Source organism: Pseudomonas mucidolens (genome assembly GCF_900106045.1).
Lineage (GTDB): Bacteria > Pseudomonadota > Gammaproteobacteria > Pseudomonadales > Pseudomonadaceae > Aquipseudomonas > Aquipseudomonas mucidolens.
Genome location: NZ_LT629802.1, coordinates 2,210,498 through 2,234,169, shown reverse-complemented (window position 1 = coordinate 2,234,169; position 23,672 = coordinate 2,210,498). Strand labels below are relative to the sequence as shown.

Genomic DNA, 23,672 nt, shown 5'->3' with positions numbered 1-23,672 from the left:
AAGGACAATGTGGGAGCCGGTGCTCCCACATTCAGCACATTCCAACCGTTTTAGCTTTCTCGACAATTCCAACAAAAGAGAGGCAATACCATGGGTGTCTATGACTACAAAAACCTCGCAACCGAGGACTCCAAAGCACTGTTCGCCGATGCCATGGCGATCACGTTGTATTCCTATCACAACCTGGACAATGGCTTTGCCGAGGGCTATCAGCAACACGGCATGGGCATCGGGTTGCCTGCCACCCTGGTACAGGCGCTGCTTGGCAGCACTGACTCGCAAGGCGTGATCCCGGGAATTCCCTGGAACCCCGACTCGGAAAAAGCCGCCCTGGAAGCGGTGCAAAAGGCCGGCTGGACGCCGATCAGCGCCAGCACCCTTGATTACGCGGGGAAGGTCGACGCTCGGGGCACATTTTTTGGCGAGAAGCCGGGCTACACCAGCGCTCAGGTGGAGGTTCTGGACAAGTACGACGATGCCGGCAAACTACTGGAAATCGGTATCGCGTTTCGGGGGACCTCGGGCCCTAGGGAAACCCTGATCACGGATTCCATTGGCGACGTGATCAGCGATCTGTTGGCGGCCTTCGGTCCACAGGACTATGCAAAGAACTACTCGGGTGAAGCCTTCGGCACCTTGCTTGGCAAGGTTGCCGAATATGCCAGTGCCCAGGGACTGAGCGGCCAGGACGTACTGGTCAGCGGCCATAGCCTGGGTGGTCTCGCCGTGAACAGCATGGCGGACCTGAGCGACAGCACCTGGTCAGGGTTCTACCTGGATGCCAACTACGTGGCCTATGCCTCACCGACCCAAAGTGCCGGCGACAAGGTGTTGAACATCGGTTATGAAAACGACCCGGTGTTTCGTGTCCTTGACGGCTCATCCTTCACTCTATCGTCCCTTGGCGTACACGATCAGGGGCATGCGTCCAGCGCGGATAACATCGTCAGTTTCAACGATCACTACGCTTCGTCATTGTGGAACGCACTGCCGTTTTCCATCGCCAACCTGGCGACCTGGGTCTCGCATTTGCCCACCGGCTACGGTGATGGCATGACGCGCATTCTTGAGTCCGGGTTCTATGACCTGACCACGCGTGACTCGACCATCATCGTTGCCAACCTGTCCGACCCGGCCCGAGCCACTACTTGGGTGCAGGACCTCAACCGCAACGCCGAGACTCATCAGGGCAGCACATTCATCATCGGCAGCGACGCTAGCGACCTGATCCAGGGCGGCAAGGGCAACGATTATCTGGAAGGGCGCGCGGGCAACGACACCTTCCGCGACAGCGGCGGCTACAACATGCTGCTCGGGGGTTCGGGCTTCAACACCCTGGACATCCAGCAGTCGTTGAAAGGCGTCGAGGTTGCCAATGACGGTGCCGGCACTCTGTACCTCCGTGACGACCATGGCGGCATCAGCGTGACCCGTGATATAGGCGCGTTGGTGAGCAAGGAAAGCAGCCTGTTTTTCTTCTCCAAGCATGTGACCCACACCGTCACGGATCAAGGCTTGCGGGCGGGCAGCGACCTCACCGCCTATGCCTCGTCGGTCAAGGGCGATGCCAGCGACAACCTGCTCAAGGCCAACGATAGCGGGCAATGGTTGTTTGGCCTGGAGGGCAATGATCATCTGATCGGTGGCAAAGGCAACGATGTGTTGGTCGGCGGTGGCGGCAATGACTTGCTGCAAGTGAGTGGCGGTGGCAATACCTTGCTGTTCGACGGGCACTTTGGCCAGGACCGAGTTGTCGGCTACCAATCGACGGACACCTTGGTGTTCATGGGAGTAGACGGGGTGAACGGGCAGTACGACTACCTTGAGCATGCCAAGACGGTGGGGAGCGATACGGTGCTGAGTTTTGGCGCCGATTCGGTGACCCTGGTGGGGGTAGGGCTGGATAGCCTGTCGGCAGACGCCATTATCCTCGCGTGATACGCAGCGGGCTGAATTATCGAAGGGCAGAAGCTTCGCTGATTCGGCCCGCTGTCAGGTGAGTGGTTTACTTTTCCTTGATCACGGTCGCGACATCCGCAGCCTTGACCCGTACTCGCTTGCCGGCGATATCGGTGAATTCGTAGAAACCGTCCGGGGTCTTGGCGTTCGGCGTGTCCTTGGTCAAGTACTGGGTACCGTTCTGTAACGTCACGACGGTGGGTGTCGAGCAACCGGCCAACACCAGAAAAGTGAGTGCAACCAGCGGCAGCCCCAAGTGCTTCATGTTCATTTACCCTTACCTTCACTCTTCAAAAGTCCGTGCCTTAGCGGCGTCGGACCGTAAATGTTACGCCATTCCCCTGCATCTGATCACTTTTCTGCAAAAAGTTGCGTGAGCCACTGATCTATTACTGATTGCAACGGCGGGCCATGAACGGCAATCTGTATGCATAAACAGTGTTCGATCAAGTGCCTGCAATGTCCAATCCCCTGCAAGATCCTTTCTATTACCTGCATAACTTCCGCCAAGTGCTCGATTGGCTCGGGCAACGCTATGCCGATTTGCTGGATCGCGAGGAACGACATTTCATTGAGCAATTCGATCGCTTGCCGCAAGCCTCCCAGGCCTTGCTGGTGCGTATGGTCATGCGTAAAGGTCGGCACTTTCGCGCCAACAAGCTGGATTATGTCGAGATCGGCTCGACCTGCGCGGCGATCGCGCCCTTGCTGGAACAGGGCTGGGTGGACAGGCAGGGCTTGCTGACGTTTAGCGAGCTGTTTGGGTTGCTGCACAAAGGTGAAGTGCTTGCGGCTTTCAAACCCTGGATCGAGCAGCCCCGGGGCAAGAAGGCCGATTGGCTACCGATGCTGGCAGCGCAGTTCCCGGAGACCCGGAGCTTCCAGCAATGGTCTCCGCAGATCGCGGAGCCGCTCTACAGCCTGACGGTCATGGACCTCTGCGATCGCCTGCGCCTGATGTTCTTCGGCAATCTGTACCAGGACTGGTCGGAATTCGTGCTGGCGGACCTGGGCATCTATACCTACGAAAAAGTCGAGTTCTGCGCCGAGTCCCGTGGCTTGCGCAGCCGCGACGATGTCTACGGATTTCTGTTCCTTCACCAATGCCAGCAGGCCCTTGAGGCCGGCGCCGCACTGGAAAGCGTGCTGGAACAAATCGCCACCCTGAACACCGATAACCCGTGGCTGGAAAAGCGTCGGGCCAAGCTGTTGTTTCAACTCGGTCAACAGTGCGAGCGGCGCGCCGAGCTGGCCTTGGCCGAGGTGATTTATCGGCGTTGCGCGCATCCCGGTGCACGGGCGCGATTGATCCGGGTACTGGAGCGCCGGGATAACATTGGCGCGGCGATGGCGCTGGCGGTGCAGGCACAAACCGCCCCCCACAGTGCGGCCGAGCAGCAGCATCTGTTGCGGGTTCTGCCACGGCTGCGACGCAAGCTGGGCGAGCCGGCATTGCCCAAGCCAACGCCACGGGAGATTCTGCGCCTGGATCTGGAACTGCCATTTCCGCAACCGCTGGCGGCGGTGGAGTATTGCGTCCAGACGCACCTGAACGATGAAGCGGCGCCGGTGCATTACGTCGAGAACAGCCTGATCAATTCGCTGTTTGGGCTGTTGTGCTGGCCGGCGATTTTCGCGCCGTTGCCGGGCGCGTTTTTCCATCCGTTCCAGCGGGGTCCGGTGGACCTGCACAGCGAAGACTTTCATCAACGCCGTGCCGAACTGTTCGCTGCCTGCCTGGATGAACTGCAGGACGAGCGCTACAAAACCACCATTCGCCAACGTTACTTCGACAAATGGGGGATCCAGTCACCGTTCGTGTTCTGGGGCGCGCTGAACGAAGAACTGCTCGACCAGGCCCTTGACTGCCTGCCCGCCGAGCACTTGCGACAGTGGTTCGCCCGTCTGTTGCTGGATATCCGCGCCAATCGCAGCGGGATGCCGGACCTGATCCAGTTCTGGCCGGCGCAAAAGACCTATCGCATGATCGAAGTCAAAGGCTCTGGCGACCGCTTGCAAGACAACCAACTGCGCTGGCTGGAGTTTTGTGGCGAGCATCAGATGCCGGTCACGGTCTGTTATGTGCGGTGGGCGGAGCAGGGGGCTTGAGCTACACCGTCGCGGTTCGTGCATTGTGTGAGTTCACCGCCAAGGTCGGTGACCTCGACTTGCGTTTCACGCCGTCTCCCAGCGCCCAGGAGGGGATTGTCGGCCACCGCACCGTGGCCTCCCGACGTAGCGCCCATTACCAGAACGAAGTGGCGCTGGAGGGTAACTATCAACAGTTGACTGTCAGGGGCCGCGCGGATGGTTATGACCCTGACCGCAATCAATTGGAGGAGGTCAAGACCTACCGTGGCGACCTTGAGGCCCAACCCGTCAATCATCGGCAATTGCACTGGGCACAGGTCAAGGTGTATGGCTGGTTGATGTGCCAGAAGCTGGGCCTTGCCGAGGTTGTCCTGGCGTTGGTGTATTTCGACATCGTCAGTGAGCGTGAAACCCTGGTCCGCCAGACCTGCCAGGCCGCTGAGCTGGAACAGTTTTTCAACCGCCAATGCGCGTTGTTTCTCGGCTGGGCCGAGCAGCAAATGCAGCGGCGCCAGGCCCGAGATGCCGCGGCCCGGGTTCTGGGGTTTCCCCACCACGATTTTCGACCCGGCCAGCGCGTCCTTGCCGAGTCGGTGTACAAGGCGGTCAGCACTGGGCGCTGCCTGATGGCGCAGGCGCCCACCGGCATCGGTAAAACCCTCGGTACGATTTTTCCCCTGCTCAAGGCCCTGGCGCCCCAGCAGTTGGACAAGGTGTTCTTTCTCACGGCGAAAACCCCCGGCCGCAAGCTGGCGCTGGATGCCGTGCAAGTGCTGTTCGACAGCAGCCCGGATTTGACGCTGCGGGTCCTGGAACTGGTGGCCCGGGATAAAGCCTGTGAACATCTCGACAAGGCGTGTCACGGTGATTCCTGTCCATTGGCCAAAGGTTTCTATGATCGCCTGCCGGCGGCGCGGGAAGCCGCGGCCAAAGTGCGCCTGCTGGATCAGCGCCAGCTGCGGGAAGTGGCCCTGGACCACCAGGTGTGCCCGTATTACCTGAGCCAGGAAATGGCGCGCTGGGCCGATATGGTGGTCGCCGACTACAACTATTATTTTGATTTCGGCGCGCTGCTGTTTGGTTTGGCCCAGCTCAACCAGTGGCGTGTCGCGGTGCTGGTGGATGAAGCGCATAACCTGGTGGAGCGTGGTCGTTCGATGTACAGCGCCGAGCTGGATCAGTACACCCTCAAGGCTTTGCGTACCACGGCGCCTGAGCCTTTGAAAAAATCTTTGCAGCGTCTGAACCGCGAATGGAATGCGCTGCACAAGGAGCAGCTTGCACCGTATCAGGCGTATGCCGCCAAACCGGAAAAGTTGCTGCAGGCACTGGCGTTATGCACCCGCGCCATGGGAGAGTATTTCAATGACCATCCACAGGCGCTGGGCGGTGATCTGCAACGTTTCTACTTCGATGCGCTGCAGTTTTCCAAGGTGGCGGAGCTGTTCAACGAGCAGTTCATCTTTGACATCACCCAGCGCGAACCGCTTGCCAAGCGCGCCCTGTCACGACTGTGCCTACGCAATGTGGTGCCCGCCGAATTTCTTCGACCACGGCTGACGGCAGCCCGTAGCAGCGTGTTGTTTTCCGCGACCTTGAGCCCTAGGCATTACTACACCGACTTGCTCGGTTTACCGGCCAATACCGCGTGGATTGACGTCGAATCGCCGTTCCAGGCGCAACAGTTGCACGTGTGCATCGTCGAGCGGATTTCCACCCGCTTTGTTCATCGCCAGGCTTCCCTGGCACCCATCGTCGAGTTGATCGCCGAACAGTTCCAGCGTCAGCCGGGCAATTACCTGGCGTTTTTCAGCAGCTTCGATTACTTGCAACAAGTGGCGCAGCTGTTGGCCGAACGCTATCCCCACATCGCGCTGTGGCAGCAAGCGCGCGGGATGGCTGAAACCGAACGCCAGGCCTTTCTCGATCAGTTCACCCAGAACAGCCAGGGCGTAGGCTTCGCGGTGTTGGGCGGAGTGTTTGGTGAAGGCATCGACTTGCCGGGCGCGCGCCTGATCGGCGCGTTCATCGCCACCCTGGGGCTGGCGCAGTTGAACCCGATCAATGAACAGATGAAGCAGCGCATGGCGGCGATTTTTGGCGCCGGGTATGACTATACCTACCTGTATCCCGGGATCCAGAAGGTCGTACAGGCGGCGGGCCGGGTGATTCGCACCCAACAGGACCAGGGTACGGTGATGCTGATCGATGATCGCTTCGCCGAGCCCAAGGTCAGGCAGTTGTTGCCGCGCTGGTGGTCGCTGAGTTGACGCGTGAGAGGCGCCATTCCCGGCATCAATGATGCTGGCGAAGGCTGCAGGGGTGCGTCAGTCTCAGGTCTGTCCCGTCCCCTCATCTACACAATTTTGCCTTAACGCTTAAATCCCTGTGGATAGGGCTGTTGTGTGGCGAACGGGCTTGTCGGAACGCCGCATCGCCCGTGTTGGGCTGCGAAGCAGCCACGGAGTATCTGATACACCGCATTCGGGTAACTGGGGCTGCTTCGCAGCCCAACGCGGGGCAAGCCCGCTCGCCACAAGGAAATAAGTTGTGTAGATGCCTATGCCTCAAGGAGCCGAGTGATGTATACCCCCGAACAACAGACGATCCAAGTCAACGGCATTCAACTGAGCCTGCACATCACAGGTCCCGAGTGCGGCCCACCCGTCTGGCTGCTCCATGGTTTCCCTGAGTGCTGGCATTCCTGGCGTGAGCAGATACCGGCGCTGGTGGCGGCTGGATACCGGGTATTTGCCCCGCAAATGCGCGGTTACGGGCGCAGCAGCGCACCGGCCGGGATTGCCGACTATGACCTGCTGACCCTGTGCGCGGATATCCAGGCTGGCATGGATTTTTTCGGCCATCGCCAGGTATCGATGGTCGGCCATGACTGGGGCGCGGTGGTGGCCTGGCATCTTGCATTGTTGGAGCCGGCGCGTGTCGCGGCATTGGTGACGATGTCAGTACCGTTTGCCGGTCGCGCACGCAGGCCGGTGATCGAGATAATGCGCGAGCTGAATGCTGATCGGTTCAACTACATCCTGTATTTCCAGGAGCCGGGTGTGGCGGAAAAGGAACTGGACGCTGATGTCGAGCGCACTTTGCGGCTGTTCATGCAGGATCAGGATGTGTTTCTGCAGAAAAAGCCCGCCACGGCCAAGTTGTTCGACGACGTGGTGCAACCCGCTGCCTTGCCCCATTGGTGCAGTCAGCAAGATTTGCAGATTTACCTGCAGACGTTTGCTGAAGGCTTTCGCGGGCCGTTGAACTGGTACCGTAATTTTGAGCGCAATTGGCAGCGCACCGAGTTCCTCGCCGGCAGAAAAGTCCTGCAACCGACGCTGTTCCTGATCGGTGACCGGGATCCGGTGGGCGTGTTTGAAGCCCATACCCTCAAACGCATGCCTGAGGTGGTGCCGAGACTGGAATCCCACGTACTGGCGGATTGTGGGCACTGGATTCAGGTTGAACAGGCGCAGCAGGTCAACACACTGTTGCTCGACTTTCTCATGAGAACACCGTCCTGAACCGCGCCCAGGTTCGACAGTTTCGGGGCGAGGACGGTAGGAGCGAGCTTGCTCGCGAAGAACTCAAAGGCGCCGTGTTTATCCAGAATGCACGCGTTATCGTTGACATTCTTCGCGAGCACGCTCGCTCCTACAAGGGGGCGCTTCGAACTCGGTACCCTTGAACTGCTTGTCGCCCACCCGTGCCCGTCTTAAACCACTTCCAGGTAAGAACTGCGAATTGCTCCTGTCGTCATCTGTGGCAGGCTGGACCTTGCAGGAAGCCGCCTGATTCACCCGGCATGCTCAACGCCGGTGCGTGGGAGTCGCAATGAGTGCTCCAGGACGGTGCGAATGATCCACTTGAACTAAGGGCAGCGCCGGCTCTTCTAAAACAAACAAGTACTGTGAGGATCACCTTTTGTGCCTAGGATCATTCGCCCGCAAGACCCGGAATCGGCGCTGAGCGACCACGATGAATGCAACGCCAGGATATTTGGTTCGCCCAAGGACCGACTGGATTTCTATCGTCGGGAAATCCAATACGAAACCAGTATTCTGGCTAACCGCACCGACGCCTATCTCACGGCGCAATCGTTTCTGGTGATTGCCTTTGTATCCGGTATGGGCAATCTCAATCCGGAGTGGAGCAAACTGTTCACGTTGGTGGTGCCGCTGTTTCTGGCGCTGCTTGGGGTGCTCAGTTCACTCAACGCCTGGCCGGGTATTCGGGCGGCCTACGACATTATTGATCACTGGCACTTCAAACAAAGCGAGTTGCTGCGCAGCGAGCCGATGATGGGCCTGGCCTACGATGAATCACCGTTGTTCAGCGAAATGGAATCGACCCACAAGGGTTACCGCAAGTCACTGTTGTTTTCAGTACGCACGCCCTGGTTGTTCATGGTGTTCTGGATTGTGCTTGGGGCGTTTTCGTTTTATATCCAGGTGGACAACCCCGGTGCGTGACCACTGATCAGCCGCGGACAATTTGAAGGAACTTCATCCTGGCCGACAAGACCTTAACTTTACGCATAGACGTATTGATGAACCGGTAAAGAGGTAGAGATGAACGCGACCGACGACCCAGATCCACAAGTCAGCGACAGGAACGATCCGGCCATTGACGGTGGTCGTGAGGATGTCCCGGCGGCCGACACCGGCGCGGCGGCCCCCAAGGACCGCAAACCGCCAGCGGACCCGGTCGCCAAGGAGAATGAGTTCAGTCCTGACTTCAAGCCGGAACCCGAACCCAAGCCCGAAACAGATGCCGACATCGATACTCAGGGCGGCTAGAGGAGGCGAGCATGCACACTCCGCCAGAAGAGGAACCCATCAATGACCCCGGCAACGAAGATCCGGGTTCGCTGATGGACGACGCCGAGGTACCGCTTACCGCTCCGGAGGAGCCCGAGCCTTGAGCCTTCGAGTGCAGGTTATTCGGCCAACGGCGGTAACCGGCGTTTGACCGGAGTTTTCTTGACGATGGCGGTGTTGGTTTCGGCGTAGCCATTGAGTCGGTCGAGCAGCGTATCCAATTGATCCATGGTACGCACATGCAAGCGTGCGATAAAACAGTCGTCGCCGGTGACCTTGTCGCACTCGGTAAATTCCGGGATCGCCTGGATCTGACGCTCCACTTCCTGCAGTTGGCCGGGGAGGGGGCGGATCCGAACAATGGCTTGCAGCAGATAGCCAAAGTGTTTTGGATCGATATTGACCGTGTAGCCTTTCAACACCCCGCGTTCTTCCAGGCGTCGTAGTCGTTCGCTGACGCTGGGCGAGGACAGTCCGGTGATGCCCGCCAGGGTTTTCAGCGAACGTCGCGAATCTTCCATCAAGGCCGCAATCAGTTGCTGGTCGATAAGATCAATCATGCCTGTCTCCTGAAGTGAATTCGCCTTTTTGCCTAACAAGAAAAGGTCATGACCGACCTTTGCCTTTTTTAGGCGCTGGAGCCTGTGTGACGCAGATTGCCATAATTTAGCCTCATTCGAGGAGCACAAACTATGGACAAATCCATGCGTCGCGGAACGTGGGAAATGATTGTCGCCATGCTGATCTCAGGCACGATCGGCTGGTTTGTACTGGTATCAGGCGTGCCGGTGATCGAGGTGGTGTTCTGGCGCTGCGTTATCGGCGCCTTAGCGCTGTTACTGGTGTGCTGGCTGCTGGGGTATTTGCGGGTCGACTTGTTGAGCTATTCGACACTCGGGTGGGCGATGCTCAGTGGGGTCGCCATCGTGGGCAATTGGCTGCTGCTGTTCGCCTCCTATGCCAAGGCGTCCATTGCTATCAGCACAGCGGTTTATAACGTCCAGCCGTTCATGCTGGTCATGCTCGCGGCACTGTTTCTCGGTGAAAAGATCACCGTGCAGAAGCTCGCATGGCTGAGCGTGGCCTTTCTGGGGATGCTGATGATCGTTACGGCTCATGGCGAGCAGCAAACCGGCGGCGAGCAATACCTGCTCGGGATCGCACTGGCGATGGGCGCGGCCTTTTTGTACGCGATCGCTGCGCTGATTATCAAACGGTTGAAGGCGGTGCCACCGCACCTGATGGCGTTGATCCAGGTGACTACCGGAGCCGTGCTGCTGGCACCGCTGGTCTCGTGGCAGAGTTTGTCGGCGTCCTTCGAGGCCTGGGCTGCCTTGTTGACACTGGGGGTGGTACATACCGGATTGATGTATGTGTTGCTCTACGGTGCGATACAGAAATTACCCACCGCCATGACCGGCGCGCTGTCATTCATTTACCCGATCGCGGCGATTCTGGTCGACTGGATTGCCTACGGGCATCGTTTGGGCTGGGCACAATGGCTGGGTGTGGCGGCGATTCTGTTGGCTGCGGCGGGGTTGCAGCGTGGATGGTGGTGGCGCCTCAAGCCCGATCGCCGGGCCCAGGGCGTATGACTTCGTCTTCAACCACCGAATACCGTCCGGCCCGGGTATTACGTAGCTGTCGAGCCTCGCCAAGACTCGACAGCTACGAGTGGCTCACGGCTAGTGCGCGCCGCGAGGAATGGTCTTGAGCAAGTCGGCCGGGCTGATGTGACCCACTACTTGCTGTACGCCACTGCCCGGTTGCGGCAGATCGAGGATGTGGCCCTTGATCTTGCCAATCACGTGCATCTCGCAGGGTTTGCAGTCGAACTTCAGGGTCAGCACTTCGTCACCCTGAATCAGCTGCATCGGTGCGACTTTGGTACGTACGCCGGTGACGCCTTTCGCCTGTTTGGGGCACAGGTTGAAGGAGAAACGCAGGCAATGCTTGGTGATCATCACCGGTACTTCGCCGGTTTCCTCATGGGCCTCGTAGGCCGCATCGATCAGTTTGACCCCATGGCGGTGATAAAAGTCGCGGGCCTTCTGGTTGTAGACGTTGGCCAGGAACGACAAGTGTGACTCCGGATAGACCGGCGGCGGAGTGGTTTCAGCCTTGCGCCCGCCACGAGGATGCGCCTTGACTCGCGCGACGCTCAGCGCTTCGATCACGTCGCGGCGCAACGCCTTGAGCTGCGAGTTGGGGATGAAATAGGCCTGCGGCGCATCCAGTTCGATCGCGGTAGCGTGATACTGGGTGGTGCCCAGTTGGCCAAGCAGATCCTGCAACTGCTCCAGGGCCTGTTGCGGTTTGTTGGCGATCCCAAATGGGCCAGGCAGGGTGGTGCTGACGCTCACGCCCTCTTCGCTGGTGGCGCTCAACTCCAGGCGATCCTCCCGCAGACGGGCGAGCCAGGAAAGGCTGATCCGACGTTCGGCCGAGGTCTTGAGCAGCGCTTGCTGCCAGTTATGGTCCAGGTTGCGATTCAGCGGATGGCTCGGCTTGAGGTTATACAACCCGCCCGGCATCTCGTTGGGTTCGACGCGATAGCGGTAGCGTTTTTCACCGTCCTCTTCGAACTCACCCTTGGCTTCGGCGATGTTCGCGCGAAAGCCGACCACTTCACGCTTGACCAGCACATTCAGGCCATCGCCGTTGGACAGTGGCTCGTGGGTGACGACTTGCATGTCGCGCTTGCCAACTTTCTCCACCACGCCGACCGGTAAACCGGTGAACGTCGGCGTATCGAAGGCACCAATGTCGATCTTGCGGTCACTGACAAAGTAATCGGTACTGCCTCGGTGGAAGGTTTTTTCCGGATCAGGCAGGAAAAAATGCGCGGTGCGGCCGCTGGAAGCACGGGCCAGGTCTGGGCGATCCTCAAGGATTTCGTCCAGGCGCTGACGATAATAGGCCGTGATGTTCTTGACGTAGCCCATGTCCTTGTAGCGGCCCTCGATCTTGAACGAGCGCACGCCGGCGTCCACCAGGGCGCGCAGGTTGGCGCTCTGGTTGTTGTCTTTCATCGACAGCAAGTGTTTTTCGAACGCGACTACACGACCCTGGTCATCCTTGAGGGTGTAGGGCAGGCGGCAGGCCTGTGAGCAATCGCCACGGTTGGCACTGCGGCCGTTCTGCGCGTGGGAAATATTGCACTGGCCGGAAAACGCCACGCACAGCGCGCCGTGGATGAAAAACTCGATGGCGGCATCGGTTTCATCGGCAATCGCGCGGATTTCCTGCAGGTTCAGCTCGCGGGCCAGCACCAGTTGGGAGAACCCGGCCTGGTCGAGGAACTTGGCCCGGGCCAGGGTGCGGATATCGGTCTGGGTACTGGCGTGCAGCTCGATGGGCGGAATATCCAGCTCCATCACCCCCAGGTCCTGGACGATCAGCGCATCGACACCCGCATCGTAGAGCTGGTGGATCAGCTTGCGGGCCGGTTCCAGCTCGTTGTCGTGCAGGATCGTGTTGATGGTGGTGAAGACCCGGGCGTGGTAGCGCCGGGCGAACTCCACCAATTGCGCGATATCGCTGACTTCGTTGCAGGCGTTGTGGCGCGCGCCAAAGCTCGGGCCACCGATGTAAACGGCATCGGCGCCATGAAGAATAGCCTCGCGCGCGATGGCGACATCGCGGGCAGGGCTGAGCAATTCAAGATGATGCTTGGGCAAGGACATAGTTTTTTTAGTCAGGCTTGTCACGGTCGAGGCGCGCATTGTAGCCGTGAATGGCTTGACCGGCACCCGCTGGATGCCCAATGGCGGTCCAAGACCCCGAGTCCGCCTGAAAAAACCGCTGAGCTTATCCCTTCAAGCTTAGCCCTTGGCCGCCATCGCCGTGACTTCGACACGCATGCCCTCGACCGCCAGCGCCGCCACGCCAACTGCCGCGCGTACGGGCCAGGGTTTGGCGAAGAAGCGTTTGTAGACTTCGTTAAAGGCCGCGCGGTCAGCCATGTCGGTCAGATAAATGGTCAGGTGCATCACCCGGTCCAGGGAGCTGCCGGCGCGTTCAAGGGCAACCTTGAGGGCTTGCAGGGTGCATTCGCTTTGCAGGGTGATATCACCCAGTTCCAGGCTGCCATCGGCACGCGTGGGGATCTGCGTGGAGACAAGAATGCCGTTGAAGCCGATGACGTCGGAAGAAATGGAATCCGGGTCGAGGTCTGGAGTGAAGCTTAGGTCTTGATTGGCCATGACGGTCTACTGAGGTGGGTTGAAGGGGAGAAGCGTACAACCTTTCATTAGGGGTTAGCGATTGTCGTCTGAAGTCTCGGGGGAGGGTGCAACGTATACGGTGCGCGACGGGAGCGCAAAGCTGACGCCCAATTCGTTGCAGGCATCGATTATCCGCAGGTTGATCTCCTGCTGGACGTCCATATAAATGTTGTAGCTGGGGTCGAGCACGATATAAACGGTTTCGAACTCCAGCGCGCTGTCACCAAAACTGCGGAAATGGCATCGATCAAACCGAGCCATTTTCTGCTGCCGGATGATCTGCTCAATCCGTTGCGCAACGTCCTTTATTTGTTGTGGCGTACACGCATAGGTCAACCGAATCTCGAACACGATCCGGCGCTCTTGTAGGCGCTTATAGTTTTGTATGGTGCTGCCGATCATGTTGGCGTTGGCCATGACGATCTGTTCGCCGCCCAGGCTGCGTATCCGGGTGGTTTTCAAGCCGACATGCTCTACGGTACCGGAGAGTGAGCCGACCACAATGAAGTCACCCACTTCGAAGGGCTTGTCCACCGCAATCGACAGCGAAGCGAAGACGTCGCCCAGAATGTTTTGCACGGCTAGGGCAATCGCGATGCCGCCGACGCCAAGACTGGCGACGAAAGCGGTGATGTTCACGCCGACATTAGACAGCATGGCCAGCACCACTACGACCCACAGGAATACTTTCGCACCCCACAGGCTCAGCGTTGCCAGGGCGCTTCCCTGGTAGGTTTCAGTGGTGCTGTGCCGGCGAAAATAGCGAGACAGTGCCAGCGTCACAGCCCGGCTCACCCATAACCCGACCTGCAAGGCCGCCACCACGAACCACAGGCTGCCGACGCGCTCCAACCAGCGTTCGGGCAGGTCCAGCACGCCAACACCAATCAGTATCGATGCCAGCAGTAAAAGCGTATTGCTGGTGCCTGAAAGGACCTCAGCCGCGATATGACTTATAGGGGCTTTGGGTAACGCTGAGGTTTTTCGAAGCTTCTTCAGGAAAAAACTAATTGCAGCCCTGGCCAGAATGAAGCTGAGCGTTGCCGCTGAAGCAGCGAATATCCAGTTGGCTAGCGATATCCCCAAAAACTCATGAACGACGAAAAAATTCAAAAAACCCTGAAACATATGACCCTCAGTTTGATCCGCGAGATGAAACCCTTAGCGTGGATACCTCTCGCAAGGTGAAGAGCGTGAGGTGCGACGTGACGCACACGGTGCGGGTATCGATAAGCGACCCGTCAGGGTTAGAGGAGGTAATGCACAGCACGTTCACTTAAATAGCGTGATCAATCATCGTCGGCTGTTGAGTGGCGGTGTCGGTCAGCCGGAGAAAAGCGCTGACCATCTGTCACCGAACAGGGCGATGGCCAAGCCTGCCAGGATCACCATCGACCCGCCCAACTTGACGGCAGACACCGTTCTCTCAAGTGCCCCCATCGGTCCAAAATGATCGATGACCAACGACGAAGTTGCTGTTGGGACAATTGGCATTGATGCTCGTATGCACCTTGCTGGCCGTGCGAGTGGCTATTGGTCCGCTTACGCGTTTGGCCAACGCAGGAGGAGGTTTCGTGCCCGAGCACCTATGCGATCGCCGTTTGAGCAGGGCCAAAGAGTGGAGTATCCGAACCATTTCTTAACGAAGCCTGAAAGTGACAGAAGGAAATTCCACGACTGATCTTCAAACTGCCAGGGCAGGGGACACGGTCGGTTTGCCCCCCGACCGGATCGAGACGGCCGAACGATTTGACCGTCGCTCATCACATTCAAGAGGCACCTACTGAGCCGCGACAACCCCGTAAACCATTATGGAAATATCGATGACTTGCATTGGCTGATGTTGGCGCTGTTTGTCGGCGTGTATGCGTGCGCCGAAATTAACGGATTCATGCCCCGAAGCCGCGACGAGCGAGGCCTGCTTATGGGGTTGCATGGAGTGTTCGGCGCGAGCATTAGCCTATGATTTTCAGAGGACTTGATCTATAGCGCATGTCCAAAAAGGGAATTTCTCCTATTTTTTAGTCACCACGGGGATCGGATCAAAAACGCAACCCCAACCACTGGGAATGGCGGCCCTGTAACATCAGTCCCCCCTAAGACAATTATGAATGTCTCATTAATGCGATGCGCAGTGGATATCTCTACGATGCACTATTTGCAACGCCAAGCCCGGCAGCATTTCTAACATAACACCTGATTTAACTTATGGGCGATGTCATATGTTTATAAGTCGCTCGCGGGTCTGCCACTACTGGCTAAATGCTAGTGAAATGAATGCGGCGATCATTCAGGCACCAGGCTCAAAGAGTAAGTAAGGGGCTAGTATTGTGATTGCTTTCCTGCTCTTGGGAAGTTTCATACACGTTCTAGAGATTCTATGGCTGTGCGATGAGCCAGGAGAGTGCGAATATTTCCACAGCTCTCCTACTGAACAAAGAGAGCCAAAATTAACCTGAAAGGAAATGGCCTCTATAAAAAATTGATCGCTTTGCGCTGCTTATTAAATGTAACAACTCGTATTTTATTCGTTTCAAAAAATAATCTCTCTTAAAAGGTTGTGCCTATGAAATTTTCAATAAAAACGGCTGCGATTTCCTTCGCTCTGTTGGCTGGCTCTATCTCTGTTGCAAACGCGGCGGGACAAGGTGAAGGGCGGGTAAACTTTCTAGGGTCGATTCACGATGGGGCATGTTCTATCTCGCCTGAAACTGTAGACCAATCTGTAAACCTGGGTGCGATTTCCAAGAAAAAACTGGAAGACGGTGGTCGCACTGAGGGAGAGGAATTCAGGATCGAGCTGGAAGGTTGTGATGTGGCAGCGCTCACTGACAAGACGGTGACGGCCACCTTTACCGGAACCTCGGACCCAATGATTCCCGGCTCGTTGGCGCTGGCGGGCGCGGCTAGCGGGGCCGGTATCTTTATGGAACACGGTGGCGAAACCGTCGAGCTGGGTAAGCCGACGAATCCGCAACTTATTCAAGATGGTAATAACACCATGATTTTCAGTGCCTATGTACAAGGTGCTGCTGCGGGAACTGTCCCTGTGGTAAGTGGTGCATTCACCGCGGTCACCAACTTCACTTTGGCTTATCAGTGATGTTTGCCCCTACGGCTTTGGCTGTAGGGGTAATACTTATGGGTGGTAAAAGTGAAAATGTCTACTCGATTCACAGTCGCCGCTTCAATGATGATGTTTTTTTCTACTTTCAGTTTTGTGCAAGCGTCTGACCAGGGTGAGGGCGTGGTCCGCTTAGGGGGAGAAATTGTTGAATCTGCCTGCGGATTAGATGCGGCAACTGCTGATCAAACTATCGAGATGGCTCCCGAGCCAATCGGCCGGCTACTGCGAAGTGCCGAAGGTAAACCTCATCCCTTCCAGTTGCGCTTGGTTGATTGCAGTTTAAGTCGTCCTGATCCATTGCGTCCTGGCCAGAGTTTGCCTGATTGGCAACACCTGCAAGTTACGTTTGACGGCGAACGTGATAGAGGGGGGCGTTCGTTTGCCACCTTTGGTAGTTCCCAAGGTGTCGCGCTGCATATCGTGGATGCCTTCGGCCAAGAAAGCACGCCTGGAGAACCAATGCCTCTACACCCTGTAACGGATGGAGACATAACACTCCACTACACGCTTCGCCTAATCGGTAATGGGCGCCCCTTAGTTGCAGGGGCTCACAGTGCTGCAGTGCGGTTCAAACTGAATTATTACTGAACATTGATGGGTTGATTTAATGTTGAATGCGTCGACTGTCAAAAATGTGCTGCGCACCGGCTTGTTAGGAGGGTTGATGTCATCGGGAGGAGGCGCCTTGGGCGTCGAGAATATTCAGTTTAATACTGATGTTCTTGATCTGAATGATCGCATCAATATCGACCTGTCCCAATTTGCACGCAGTGGATTTATCCTGCCCGGCACTTATCCAATGGTTCTTAAGATCAATGGCCAGGCATTGCGTGAGTACGCGGTGGCATTTTATCCACCTGAAGACGACCCCAAGGCTAGTGAGGCATGCCTGACCTCCGAGATAGTGAAGCAGTTCGGCTTGAAAGAAGACGGCGGCGCCCAGCTCGCTTGGTGGAGGGGAGGGCAGTGTCTGGTTATTGAGAGTCTGCCGGGCATGTCGGCGAGTGGTGACCTCGCTTCCGCGGCGCTGAATGTCAACATTCCTCAAGCCTATTTGGAATACAGCGCCATTAACTGGGATCCTCCATCGCGCTGGGATGACGGGGAGCCGGGACTGTTGATTGACTATAATATGACGGTGCTATCAAGTTCCCAAAAGTACAAAGGGACCAGCAATGGGCTCAGCGGCAACGGCACCGTCGGGGCCAATGCCGGTGCCTGGCGCCTGCGCGCAGACTGGCAGGCGAGAATCGAGGGCAGGAACGCGTCCAATCAGCAGCAGAGAATGACGTGGAGTCGTTATTACGCTTATCGCGCCATTCCCTCGCTCAGGGCAAAACTGGTAGTCGGCGAGGATTACCTGTATTCGGACCTATTTGATAGTTTTCGCTTCACCGGGGCGTCGCTCAACTCTGATCAGAGTCAGTTGCCGCCAAACTTGCGGGGCTACGCGCCGGAAGTCGTCGGTGTGGCCAAGACCAACGCAAGGGTCATCATCAGCCAGCAAGGCCGAGTACTGTATGAAACGCTGGTCGCAGCGGGTCCCTTTCGCATTCAGGACCTCAATGATGCTGTGAGCGGTTCGCTAGACGTTCGGGTAGAGGAACAAGATGGTTCGGTTCATACGTTCCAGGTCGAAACCGCCGGTATTCCTTACCTGACACGTCCCGGAGAAGTGCGTTACAAGCTGTCCACCGGGCGTCCGTCCAACCTGCGGTATGGCAGCGACGGTGATGTGTTTGGCAGTGGCGAGTTTTCCTGGGGCATCAGCAATGGCTGGTCGCTGTTTGGCGGAGCCATAGGAGATAACAATTACCGGGCGCTCTCGATCGGGGTAGGCCGTGACCTGCTTGCGTTCGGCGCGGTGTCTATGGATGCGACCCAGTCACACACGAGTTTGTCGGGTGAGAAACTCTCCGGCAAGTCTTATCGAATCCAATACTCCAAGAATTTTGACGAATACGACAGTCAGGTGAGTTTCGCGGGTTATCGGTTTTCCGAAAAAAACTTTTTGAGCATGAGCGAATACCTGGACGCTCGCTATTACGGTTTGTACGAAAACTTCGAAGGCACTAATCAATACGACGAATACGGAAATCGTCGGGGCCCCGTCGGCGGCAACAAGGCCGCCTATACCGCGAACTTTAACAAGCAGTTTCGTGACCTTGGGGCGTCCATTTATTTGACTTACCACAGACAAACCTATTGGAACCGCCCGGACGCGCAACGTTGGAACGTGGCGGTATCACGCTACTTCACGCTGGGGTCAGTCAAAAACATGAGCATGTCGTTAAATATGTACCACAGCCAAGAATATCAACACAAAGATAACGGAGTAACACTGTCGGTCAGTTTACCGCTGGGACGCAGCGGCACGCTGACGGTGGGAGCCGATAGGGCCCAAGGCAAGAACGGTTTTTCAACCCGTTACAGCGATCGTTTCGATGACCGTAACAGTTACCAGTTAAGCGCGAGTGATACGTCTACCAGCGCTTACCTGAGTCATACCGGTGACCACGCCGACATCGATCTCAGCGCCAGCACCCAAGGGGGTGATTACAGCAGCCTCAGTCTATCTGCTCGTGGTGGGGGCACTGTCACAGCCCAAGGTGGAGCATTCCATCGCAGCGGCGTCACGGGGGGGACCCGCTTGATGTTGGATACGGGTGGCGTGGCTGGTGTGCCGGTGCGTGGATATGGTGCGCCCACCCAAAGTAACGCGTTTGGCAAGGCAGTCATTTCCGATATCAGCAGCTATCAACGGAGCGCCGCCACAGTTGATCTGGAGAGCTTGCCTGCGAATGTCGAAGCGACTCAGTCGGTGACGCAACTGACATTGACCGAAGGTGCTATTGGTTATCGCACGTTGGACATCATTTCAGGCGAGAAGGCCATGGCTGTATTGCGCCTGCCAGATGGTACTTCACCGCCGTTTGGCGCAACTGTGAAGAACGAGAAACAGCAAGACACCGGCATTGTGAATGACGGCGGCAGTGTCTATCTAAGCGGTATTCACGCCGGCGAGCAGATGACCGTCAGTTGGGGCGGCGCCGAGCAGTGCACCCTGACGCTACCGATGAATCTGCCGACTGATGGGTTGACCGATACCCTGCAATTATCCTGCCTGATGGTAGGCGTTAATCATTCCCGGCCAGCACCGCTGACGGAAAAGTCTACCGATACGGAGAATACATCCTCATGAAGTTGAATTTAATACCCTTAGCCCTTTCTCTGCTGGCGCTGGGTTTAAGCCACAGCCAAAGTGTTAATGCGGCGATTGGGTTGGATCGCACTCGGGTGGTTTTTGATGGCGGCAAAGATGCCGCTAGCGTCAATATCACCAACAATAACACTCAGTTACCTTACTTGGCCCAAGGTTGGATTGAGGATGAGCAAGGTAAAAAAATTACCACGCCTTTGATCGTGCTCCCACCCGTCCAGCGGTTGGAACCCGGCAAGCAAAGCCAGATAAAAGTCCAGGCGCTGCCGGCGGCCAAGTTGCTCCCTCAGGACCGTGAGACGGTCTACTACTTCAATCTGAGAGAGATTCCTCCGCGCAGCGAAAAAGCCAATACCCTGCAGATAGCCCTGCAAACTCGAATCAAGTTGTTTTACCGGCCAGCTTCCATCATGCCGAGTCAGCAAGAGATCGCCAATCCCTGGCAGGAAAAGCTCACCCTTGCTCGGGAGGGCGACCGCTATACGGTCAATAACCCGAGTCCCTACTACGTGACGCTGGTCGATGCGCGCAGCAGCAAGGACGGCAAGACCATCAAAGGCTTCGAACCGCTGATGGTACCGCCCAAAGGCATGCTGACGCTGGGGCCTAGTGCTACAGCGCTTGGCACGACGCCGTACTTGACCTACGTGAATGATTACGGCGGCCGCCCGGTCTTGGCGTTCACCTGCAGTGGAAGCACCTGCAAAGTGAATCTGGATGCCAAGCCGAATAAATGATGACGGGTACCATCCGCCGGAGAACGTTATGAGTACGTATGGCATCAGAGGCCTGAGTGGCCTGTTACTGACCTTGGGGGCAGCGTATACCCTGGCGGCCGATGATATTGAAGGCCAGCATGGCATGCTGAATATCACAGGGTCCATCTATGAAACACCGTGCGGCATCAAGATGGCCTCACTGCACCAGACGGTTGATTTAGGTGTGATCTCTGCGGGTAAGTTGCAGCACCCAGGCGATCAGGCCGATCCGATAGCGTTTCAGCTGAACTTCCAGGATTGCCAGCGGCCGGCCGGTAGCATCCGGAGTGAACGAAGGGGAAACCTGACCTGGAGTGCGTATCAGCCGGTGCTATCGGTTGCCTTTCTCGCGCCCGCCGATGCCGATGATCCCCGGCTGGCCAAGGTACAAGGCGTTACGGGAATGGGTCTGCGCTTGACTGACCCATTAGGGCGTGACGTACAGCTTGGCACGCGGGGTGAGCCCTTGTTCTTGACCTTGGGCGGAAGCTCCGAAACTTGGACGGTTCAGCCCACGCGCACCGCTGCCCCCTTGAGTAGCGGGTCGTTCCGGGCGGTAGTGGGTTTCAGGCTCAACTATGAGTGAGGAAGCAATGATGGCGAAGTTAACTGGCTCGCGCGCGCTGCTAATTTGTGGCGGCCTGTTGTGGGCTGCCGGTCAGAGTGCCCACGCTGCAAACAGTCTCACGATCAGGGGGGGTTATCGTGGTTCCTCCGGCGTGCGTTATTAACGGTGGCGGCACCACTGAGGTGCCGTTCGGGGATGATCTGCTAACGACCCGGGTTGACGGGGTGAACTATCGGCGTGGAGTACCTTACACTGTCCTTTGCACGGCTCCTCCCACCAATGCCATGACCCTGGAACTCCAGGGTATGGGCGCTTCTTTTGATGACGACGTGCTGGCGACAACCGGAAAATCGGACCTGGGCGTAAAGTTATTCATTAATGGCGTTGATTGGCCACTCAACACACCAGTGCGTTTCACCTATCCAAGTCTTCCAGTCGTGCAGGCGGTGCCCGTCAAACGCGCCGGGAGCACACTGACTAGCGGGGCGTTTTCTGCGGCCGGTACTCTGGTCGTCAAGTGGCAATGAAGAGGATAACGCAATGACAGTCTGGCCACAGCGAGCACTGCTCGCCTTGTGCATCATCAGCCTCAGCAGTGGTGTATCGGCGAGCAATCTTACTTTCAGCGGCACGCTGAATGAGCCTCCATCCTGCACCATTGATAATGGCAGCTCGATCGAAATCGATTTTGATGAGGTTGAGATAAAGAAAATCGATGGCGTGAATTACCGAACAAGAGTGCCTTACGTTATTAGATGCGGTCCTGACACGTTACCGTGGGAACTCAAGCTGAGTGTCAACGGAACGGCAACGACCTTTGAGTCTTCAGCGGTGCAGTCCAGTGAAACTGATTTGGGTATTCAGCTGTTGCAAAACAGTGTGCCTTTTCGACTGAACAGTCCGTTGATTATCAGCCTGTTGACCCCCCCATTGCTGGAAGCTGTACCCATCAAGAAGCCTGGCGCATCCCTTGAGCCTGGCGGGTTTACAGCGTCGGCAACGCTATTGGCCGAATATCAGTAAGGAATTCCCTTCATGCAGTATGAAATTGATAATACGGCTTGGCAACGCGTGGGATTGTTATTGTTTCTCACCTTTTTTCTGACGTCCAAAGGATATGCAGTGGATAACCTGAAGTTTAAGGGAAATCTGGTGGAAGGGGCCTGTAGTATTCGGCCTGGCGATGAAGACATATCACTTGAGTTCAGACAAATCACCAGTAAGTATCTTTACTTAAATACGCGAACTTTAGGCGAGCGCTTTGAGCTGCACCTGGAAGGTTGTGACACCGCTATAGCAGATTCGGTGACCATTATGTTTGACGGCACACCCAACATGCAGTTGCCAGGCTTGCTGGCGCTGGGGGCCGGCAGCGTGGCGTCAGGCGTTGGAATTGGGATAGAGACATTGCAAGGGAAACCGCTGCCGTTGGGTGAAGTCAGTGATGAGCAGTCTATTAGTGATGGCGCTAATGTGATTGAACTGCAGGCCTATGTACAGGGCGAACCGCAGGCTATTGCGGACCACACGATAGGGGCAGGGGTATTTAATGCCACTTCTACGTTTACTCTGGACTATCCGTAACAACGGCTGAGCTCCGGTTGCGTCTGCGTTACTTAGCTGCTGGCTTTAAACTCGATCACGATGGTAACCCTAGGCTGATCTTGGCCTTCGTCGGCGGGTGAAATTCAGTTAATCGCTTATTTAAGGCAGGGTACGGTTTTTGGTATCCGAGTTGCGATGCCAATACTTGAACCGGACCGCTTGGCGTTTCATAGTCAGCGCCTGCAGACAAAAGCCGTATACGACCACCTCTATAAAACATGCACTGATACCTATTACGAACGAGGCCGATATATGCGAAAGGCTATAACCGTAGCACTACTTCTAATGATGTCTACTGCCGCCCATAGCGCACGTTGCTGCGTCAATGGAAGTCAATGCAAAGGGCTAAGTGGTAGTGACACCTTCACGGCAAATGCCACAGTCAGGGCGACAGATGCCGGTAACACCATACGCATTGACGGCTATGAATTAAGTTGCCGTTTCAACCCATATTCTCCTGGCTGGCCAGGAACCTATGCTGATTTCTGGCGGACTTTAGCGCCTGTACTAACGCCTTCCCCGGTCTTTGCACCGTACAACACGGGACTAAGCATAAAAGGGACGGATCACCTATCCCCGATCTCGTCGGGAATCATTGTAGCGCGAATACCTAACCAGCAGGTATGGGTCAACCTTGAGACATATATGTTTGTGCGTAAACGAGGAACGCCGGGGGGGCCGATAAATATAAGGAGAGGAGACAGGCTGGGAGAAATACGCCTTCGTCAGACAAACAATTATGATGGAACCTCAAACACCATCATGCTCGCCCTTAAGGCCGGAAATGACCTTATAATCCAACCTTCGACGTGTACGATCAACGGGAACCGCGCCATCGAAGTAAATTTCAAGGATGTATCTTCGGATGCGCTCGGTTCCGACCCGATTACCAGTACCGTAAGGAATACTCAGCGGTTGACTTATACGTGTCCCGATCCCGGGGTTACCACCCCGATCACTATCACATTCAAGGGGACTCCGTCTGCGTTCGACCGACGGGTGCTCGCGACAAGTAATAATCTGGGCACCGGCATGACCAGAGCGGGAGCGTTAGTGGCCCCCGAGGGGCGATTTTTAACAAGTATCACTAACAGTACGGGAGGGGACGATGTGACATTCACTCTCGTTCGCAACCCCAAAACCCCTCCTGCATCAGGCGCTTTCACCGCCAGCGGCACCTTAGTAATGGGCGTACCTTGATCCACGCGCATTAGTCATGCTGGGCGGGGAGAGGAGGCAAGCTACAATCGAAAATCCTACATGTCAGCCTGTAGTGGCCTAATGAAACCGGACAC

20 protein-coding genes and 2 pseudogenes are annotated in these 23,672 nt (G+C 56.7%); 17 read left to right on the top strand and 5 right to left on the bottom strand.

The features are described 5' to 3' along the window. Positions 1 to 90: 90 nt before the first annotated feature. Complete coding sequence (locus tag BLU75_RS10385; RefSeq protein WP_084376666.1) at positions 91 to 1,938, top strand: polyurethane esterase; 1,848 nt, start codon at positions 91 to 93, stop codon at positions 1,936 to 1,938. A 67-nt stretch (positions 1,939 to 2,005) separates the two neighbouring features. Here BLU75_RS10385 and BLU75_RS10380 read toward each other — a convergent pair whose 3' ends face one another. Next, on the bottom strand, positions 2,006 to 2,230 hold the full coding sequence (locus BLU75_RS10380; RefSeq protein WP_084376667.1) for a YgdI/YgdR family lipoprotein: 225 nt from the start codon (positions 2,228 to 2,230) through the stop codon (positions 2,006 to 2,008). A gap of 188 nt (positions 2,231 to 2,418) precedes the next feature. On the opposite strand from BLU75_RS10380, the gene BLU75_RS10375 reads away from it, so the two are divergent. The 5 genes from BLU75_RS10375 (at position 2,419) to BLU75_RS10355 (ending at position 8,852) form a co-directional block, all read left to right on the top strand. Next, on the top strand, positions 2,419 to 4,068 hold the full coding sequence (locus tag BLU75_RS10375) for a VRR-NUC domain-containing protein (RefSeq protein WP_084376668.1): 1,650 nt from the start codon (positions 2,419 to 2,421) through the stop codon (positions 4,066 to 4,068). Beyond that, a complete protein-coding gene (locus BLU75_RS10370; protein ID WP_084376669.1) occupies positions 4,065 to 6,320 on the top strand; it encodes an ATP-dependent DNA helicase in 2,256 nt (751 codons plus the stop codon). Before BLU75_RS10375 ends, BLU75_RS10370 begins: the two co-directional genes overlap by 4 nt. A 312-nt stretch (positions 6,321 to 6,632) precedes the next feature. Beyond that, entirely contained in the window at positions 6,633 to 7,577 is a 945-nt protein-coding gene (locus BLU75_RS10365) for an alpha/beta fold hydrolase (protein WP_084376670.1), read from the top strand. Positions 7,578 to 7,979: 402 nt separating this feature from the next. Continuing rightward, positions 7,980 to 8,525, top strand: coding sequence for a hypothetical protein (locus BLU75_RS10360; RefSeq protein ID WP_084376671.1), 546 nt, complete (start codon positions 7,980 to 7,982; stop codon positions 8,523 to 8,525). 99 nt (positions 8,526 to 8,624) lie between these two features. After that, positions 8,625 to 8,852, top strand: a complete 228-nt coding sequence (locus BLU75_RS10355; RefSeq protein ID WP_084376672.1) for a hypothetical protein — start codon at positions 8,625 to 8,627, stop codon at positions 8,850 to 8,852. 140 nt (positions 8,853 to 8,992) lie between these two features. Here the strand turns inward: BLU75_RS10355 and BLU75_RS10350 are convergent, their stop codons facing one another. Next, positions 8,993 to 9,433, bottom strand: a complete 441-nt coding sequence (locus BLU75_RS10350) for an Lrp/AsnC family transcriptional regulator (protein ID WP_084376673.1) — start codon at positions 9,431 to 9,433, stop codon at positions 8,993 to 8,995. Between the two features lie 132 nt (positions 9,434 to 9,565). On the opposite strand from BLU75_RS10350, the gene BLU75_RS10345 reads away from it, so the two are divergent. After that, positions 9,566 to 10,468, top strand: a complete 903-nt coding sequence (locus BLU75_RS10345) for a DMT family transporter (protein WP_084376674.1) — start codon at positions 9,566 to 9,568, stop codon at positions 10,466 to 10,468. 90 nt (positions 10,469 to 10,558) lie between these two features. Here BLU75_RS10345 and BLU75_RS10340 read toward each other — a convergent pair whose 3' ends face one another. The 3 genes from BLU75_RS10340 to BLU75_RS10330 form a co-directional block, all read right to left on the bottom strand. After that, positions 10,559 to 12,559 (bottom strand): peptidase U32 family protein, encoded by a 2,001-nt coding sequence (locus BLU75_RS10340; RefSeq protein WP_084376675.1) that lies wholly within the window; start codon positions 12,557 to 12,559, stop codon positions 10,559 to 10,561. Positions 12,560 to 12,697: 138 nt separating this feature from the next. Beyond that, positions 12,698 to 13,078 carry a RidA family protein gene (locus tag BLU75_RS10335; RefSeq protein WP_084376676.1) on the bottom strand — a complete coding sequence of 127 codons (381 nt, stop codon included), beginning with the start codon at positions 13,076 to 13,078 and terminating at the stop codon, positions 12,698 to 12,700. 54 nt (positions 13,079 to 13,132) lie between these two features. Beyond that, positions 13,133 to 14,227, bottom strand: coding sequence for a mechanosensitive ion channel family protein (locus BLU75_RS10330; protein WP_084376677.1), 1,095 nt, complete (start codon positions 14,225 to 14,227; stop codon positions 13,133 to 13,135). A gap of 655 nt (positions 14,228 to 14,882) precedes the next feature. Here BLU75_RS10330 and BLU75_RS27835 point away from each other — a divergent pair. From BLU75_RS27835 to BLU75_RS28290, 10 genes and pseudogenes are all read left to right on the top strand, one after another. After that, a pseudogene (locus BLU75_RS27835) lies at positions 14,883 to 15,056 on the top strand (cytochrome B); the annotation flags it as partial. Positions 15,057 to 15,665: 609 nt separating this feature from the next. Continuing rightward, positions 15,666 to 16,202 (top strand): fimbrial protein, encoded by a 537-nt coding sequence (locus BLU75_RS10315; RefSeq protein ID WP_084376678.1) that lies wholly within the window; start codon positions 15,666 to 15,668, stop codon positions 16,200 to 16,202. 57 nt (positions 16,203 to 16,259) lie between these two features. Beyond that, positions 16,260 to 16,814 carry a fimbrial protein gene (locus tag BLU75_RS10310; protein WP_084376679.1) on the top strand — a complete coding sequence of 185 codons (555 nt, stop codon included), beginning with the start codon at positions 16,260 to 16,262 and terminating at the stop codon, positions 16,812 to 16,814. A gap of 19 nt (positions 16,815 to 16,833) precedes the next feature. Then, positions 16,834 to 19,428, top strand: coding sequence for an outer membrane usher protein (locus BLU75_RS10305; protein ID WP_084376680.1), 2,595 nt, complete (start codon positions 16,834 to 16,836; stop codon positions 19,426 to 19,428). Beyond that, positions 19,425 to 20,183, top strand: coding sequence for a fimbria/pilus periplasmic chaperone (locus BLU75_RS10300; protein WP_084376681.1), 759 nt, complete (start codon positions 19,425 to 19,427; stop codon positions 20,181 to 20,183). The genes BLU75_RS10305 and BLU75_RS10300 overlap by 4 nt, the downstream gene beginning before the upstream one ends. A gap of 28 nt (positions 20,184 to 20,211) precedes the next feature. Then, positions 20,212 to 20,790 carry a fimbrial protein gene (locus BLU75_RS10295; RefSeq protein ID WP_084376682.1) on the top strand — a complete coding sequence of 193 codons (579 nt, stop codon included), beginning with the start codon at positions 20,212 to 20,214 and terminating at the stop codon, positions 20,788 to 20,790. Between the two features lie 10 nt (positions 20,791 to 20,800). Next, positions 20,801 to 21,299: pseudogene (locus tag BLU75_RS10290) on the top strand (fimbrial protein). Between the two features lie 13 nt (positions 21,300 to 21,312). Further along, entirely contained in the window at positions 21,313 to 21,795 is a 483-nt protein-coding gene (locus tag BLU75_RS10285) for a fimbrial protein (protein WP_084376683.1), read from the top strand. A gap of 12 nt (positions 21,796 to 21,807) precedes the next feature. After that, entirely contained in the window at positions 21,808 to 22,356 is a 549-nt protein-coding gene (locus BLU75_RS10280; RefSeq protein WP_084376684.1) for a fimbrial protein, read from the top strand. Positions 22,357 to 22,512: 156 nt separating this feature from the next. Continuing rightward, positions 22,513 to 23,577, top strand: a complete 1,065-nt coding sequence (locus BLU75_RS28290) for a fimbrial protein (RefSeq protein ID WP_084376685.1) — start codon at positions 22,513 to 22,515, stop codon at positions 23,575 to 23,577. Positions 23,578 to 23,672 lie beyond the last annotated feature (95 nt).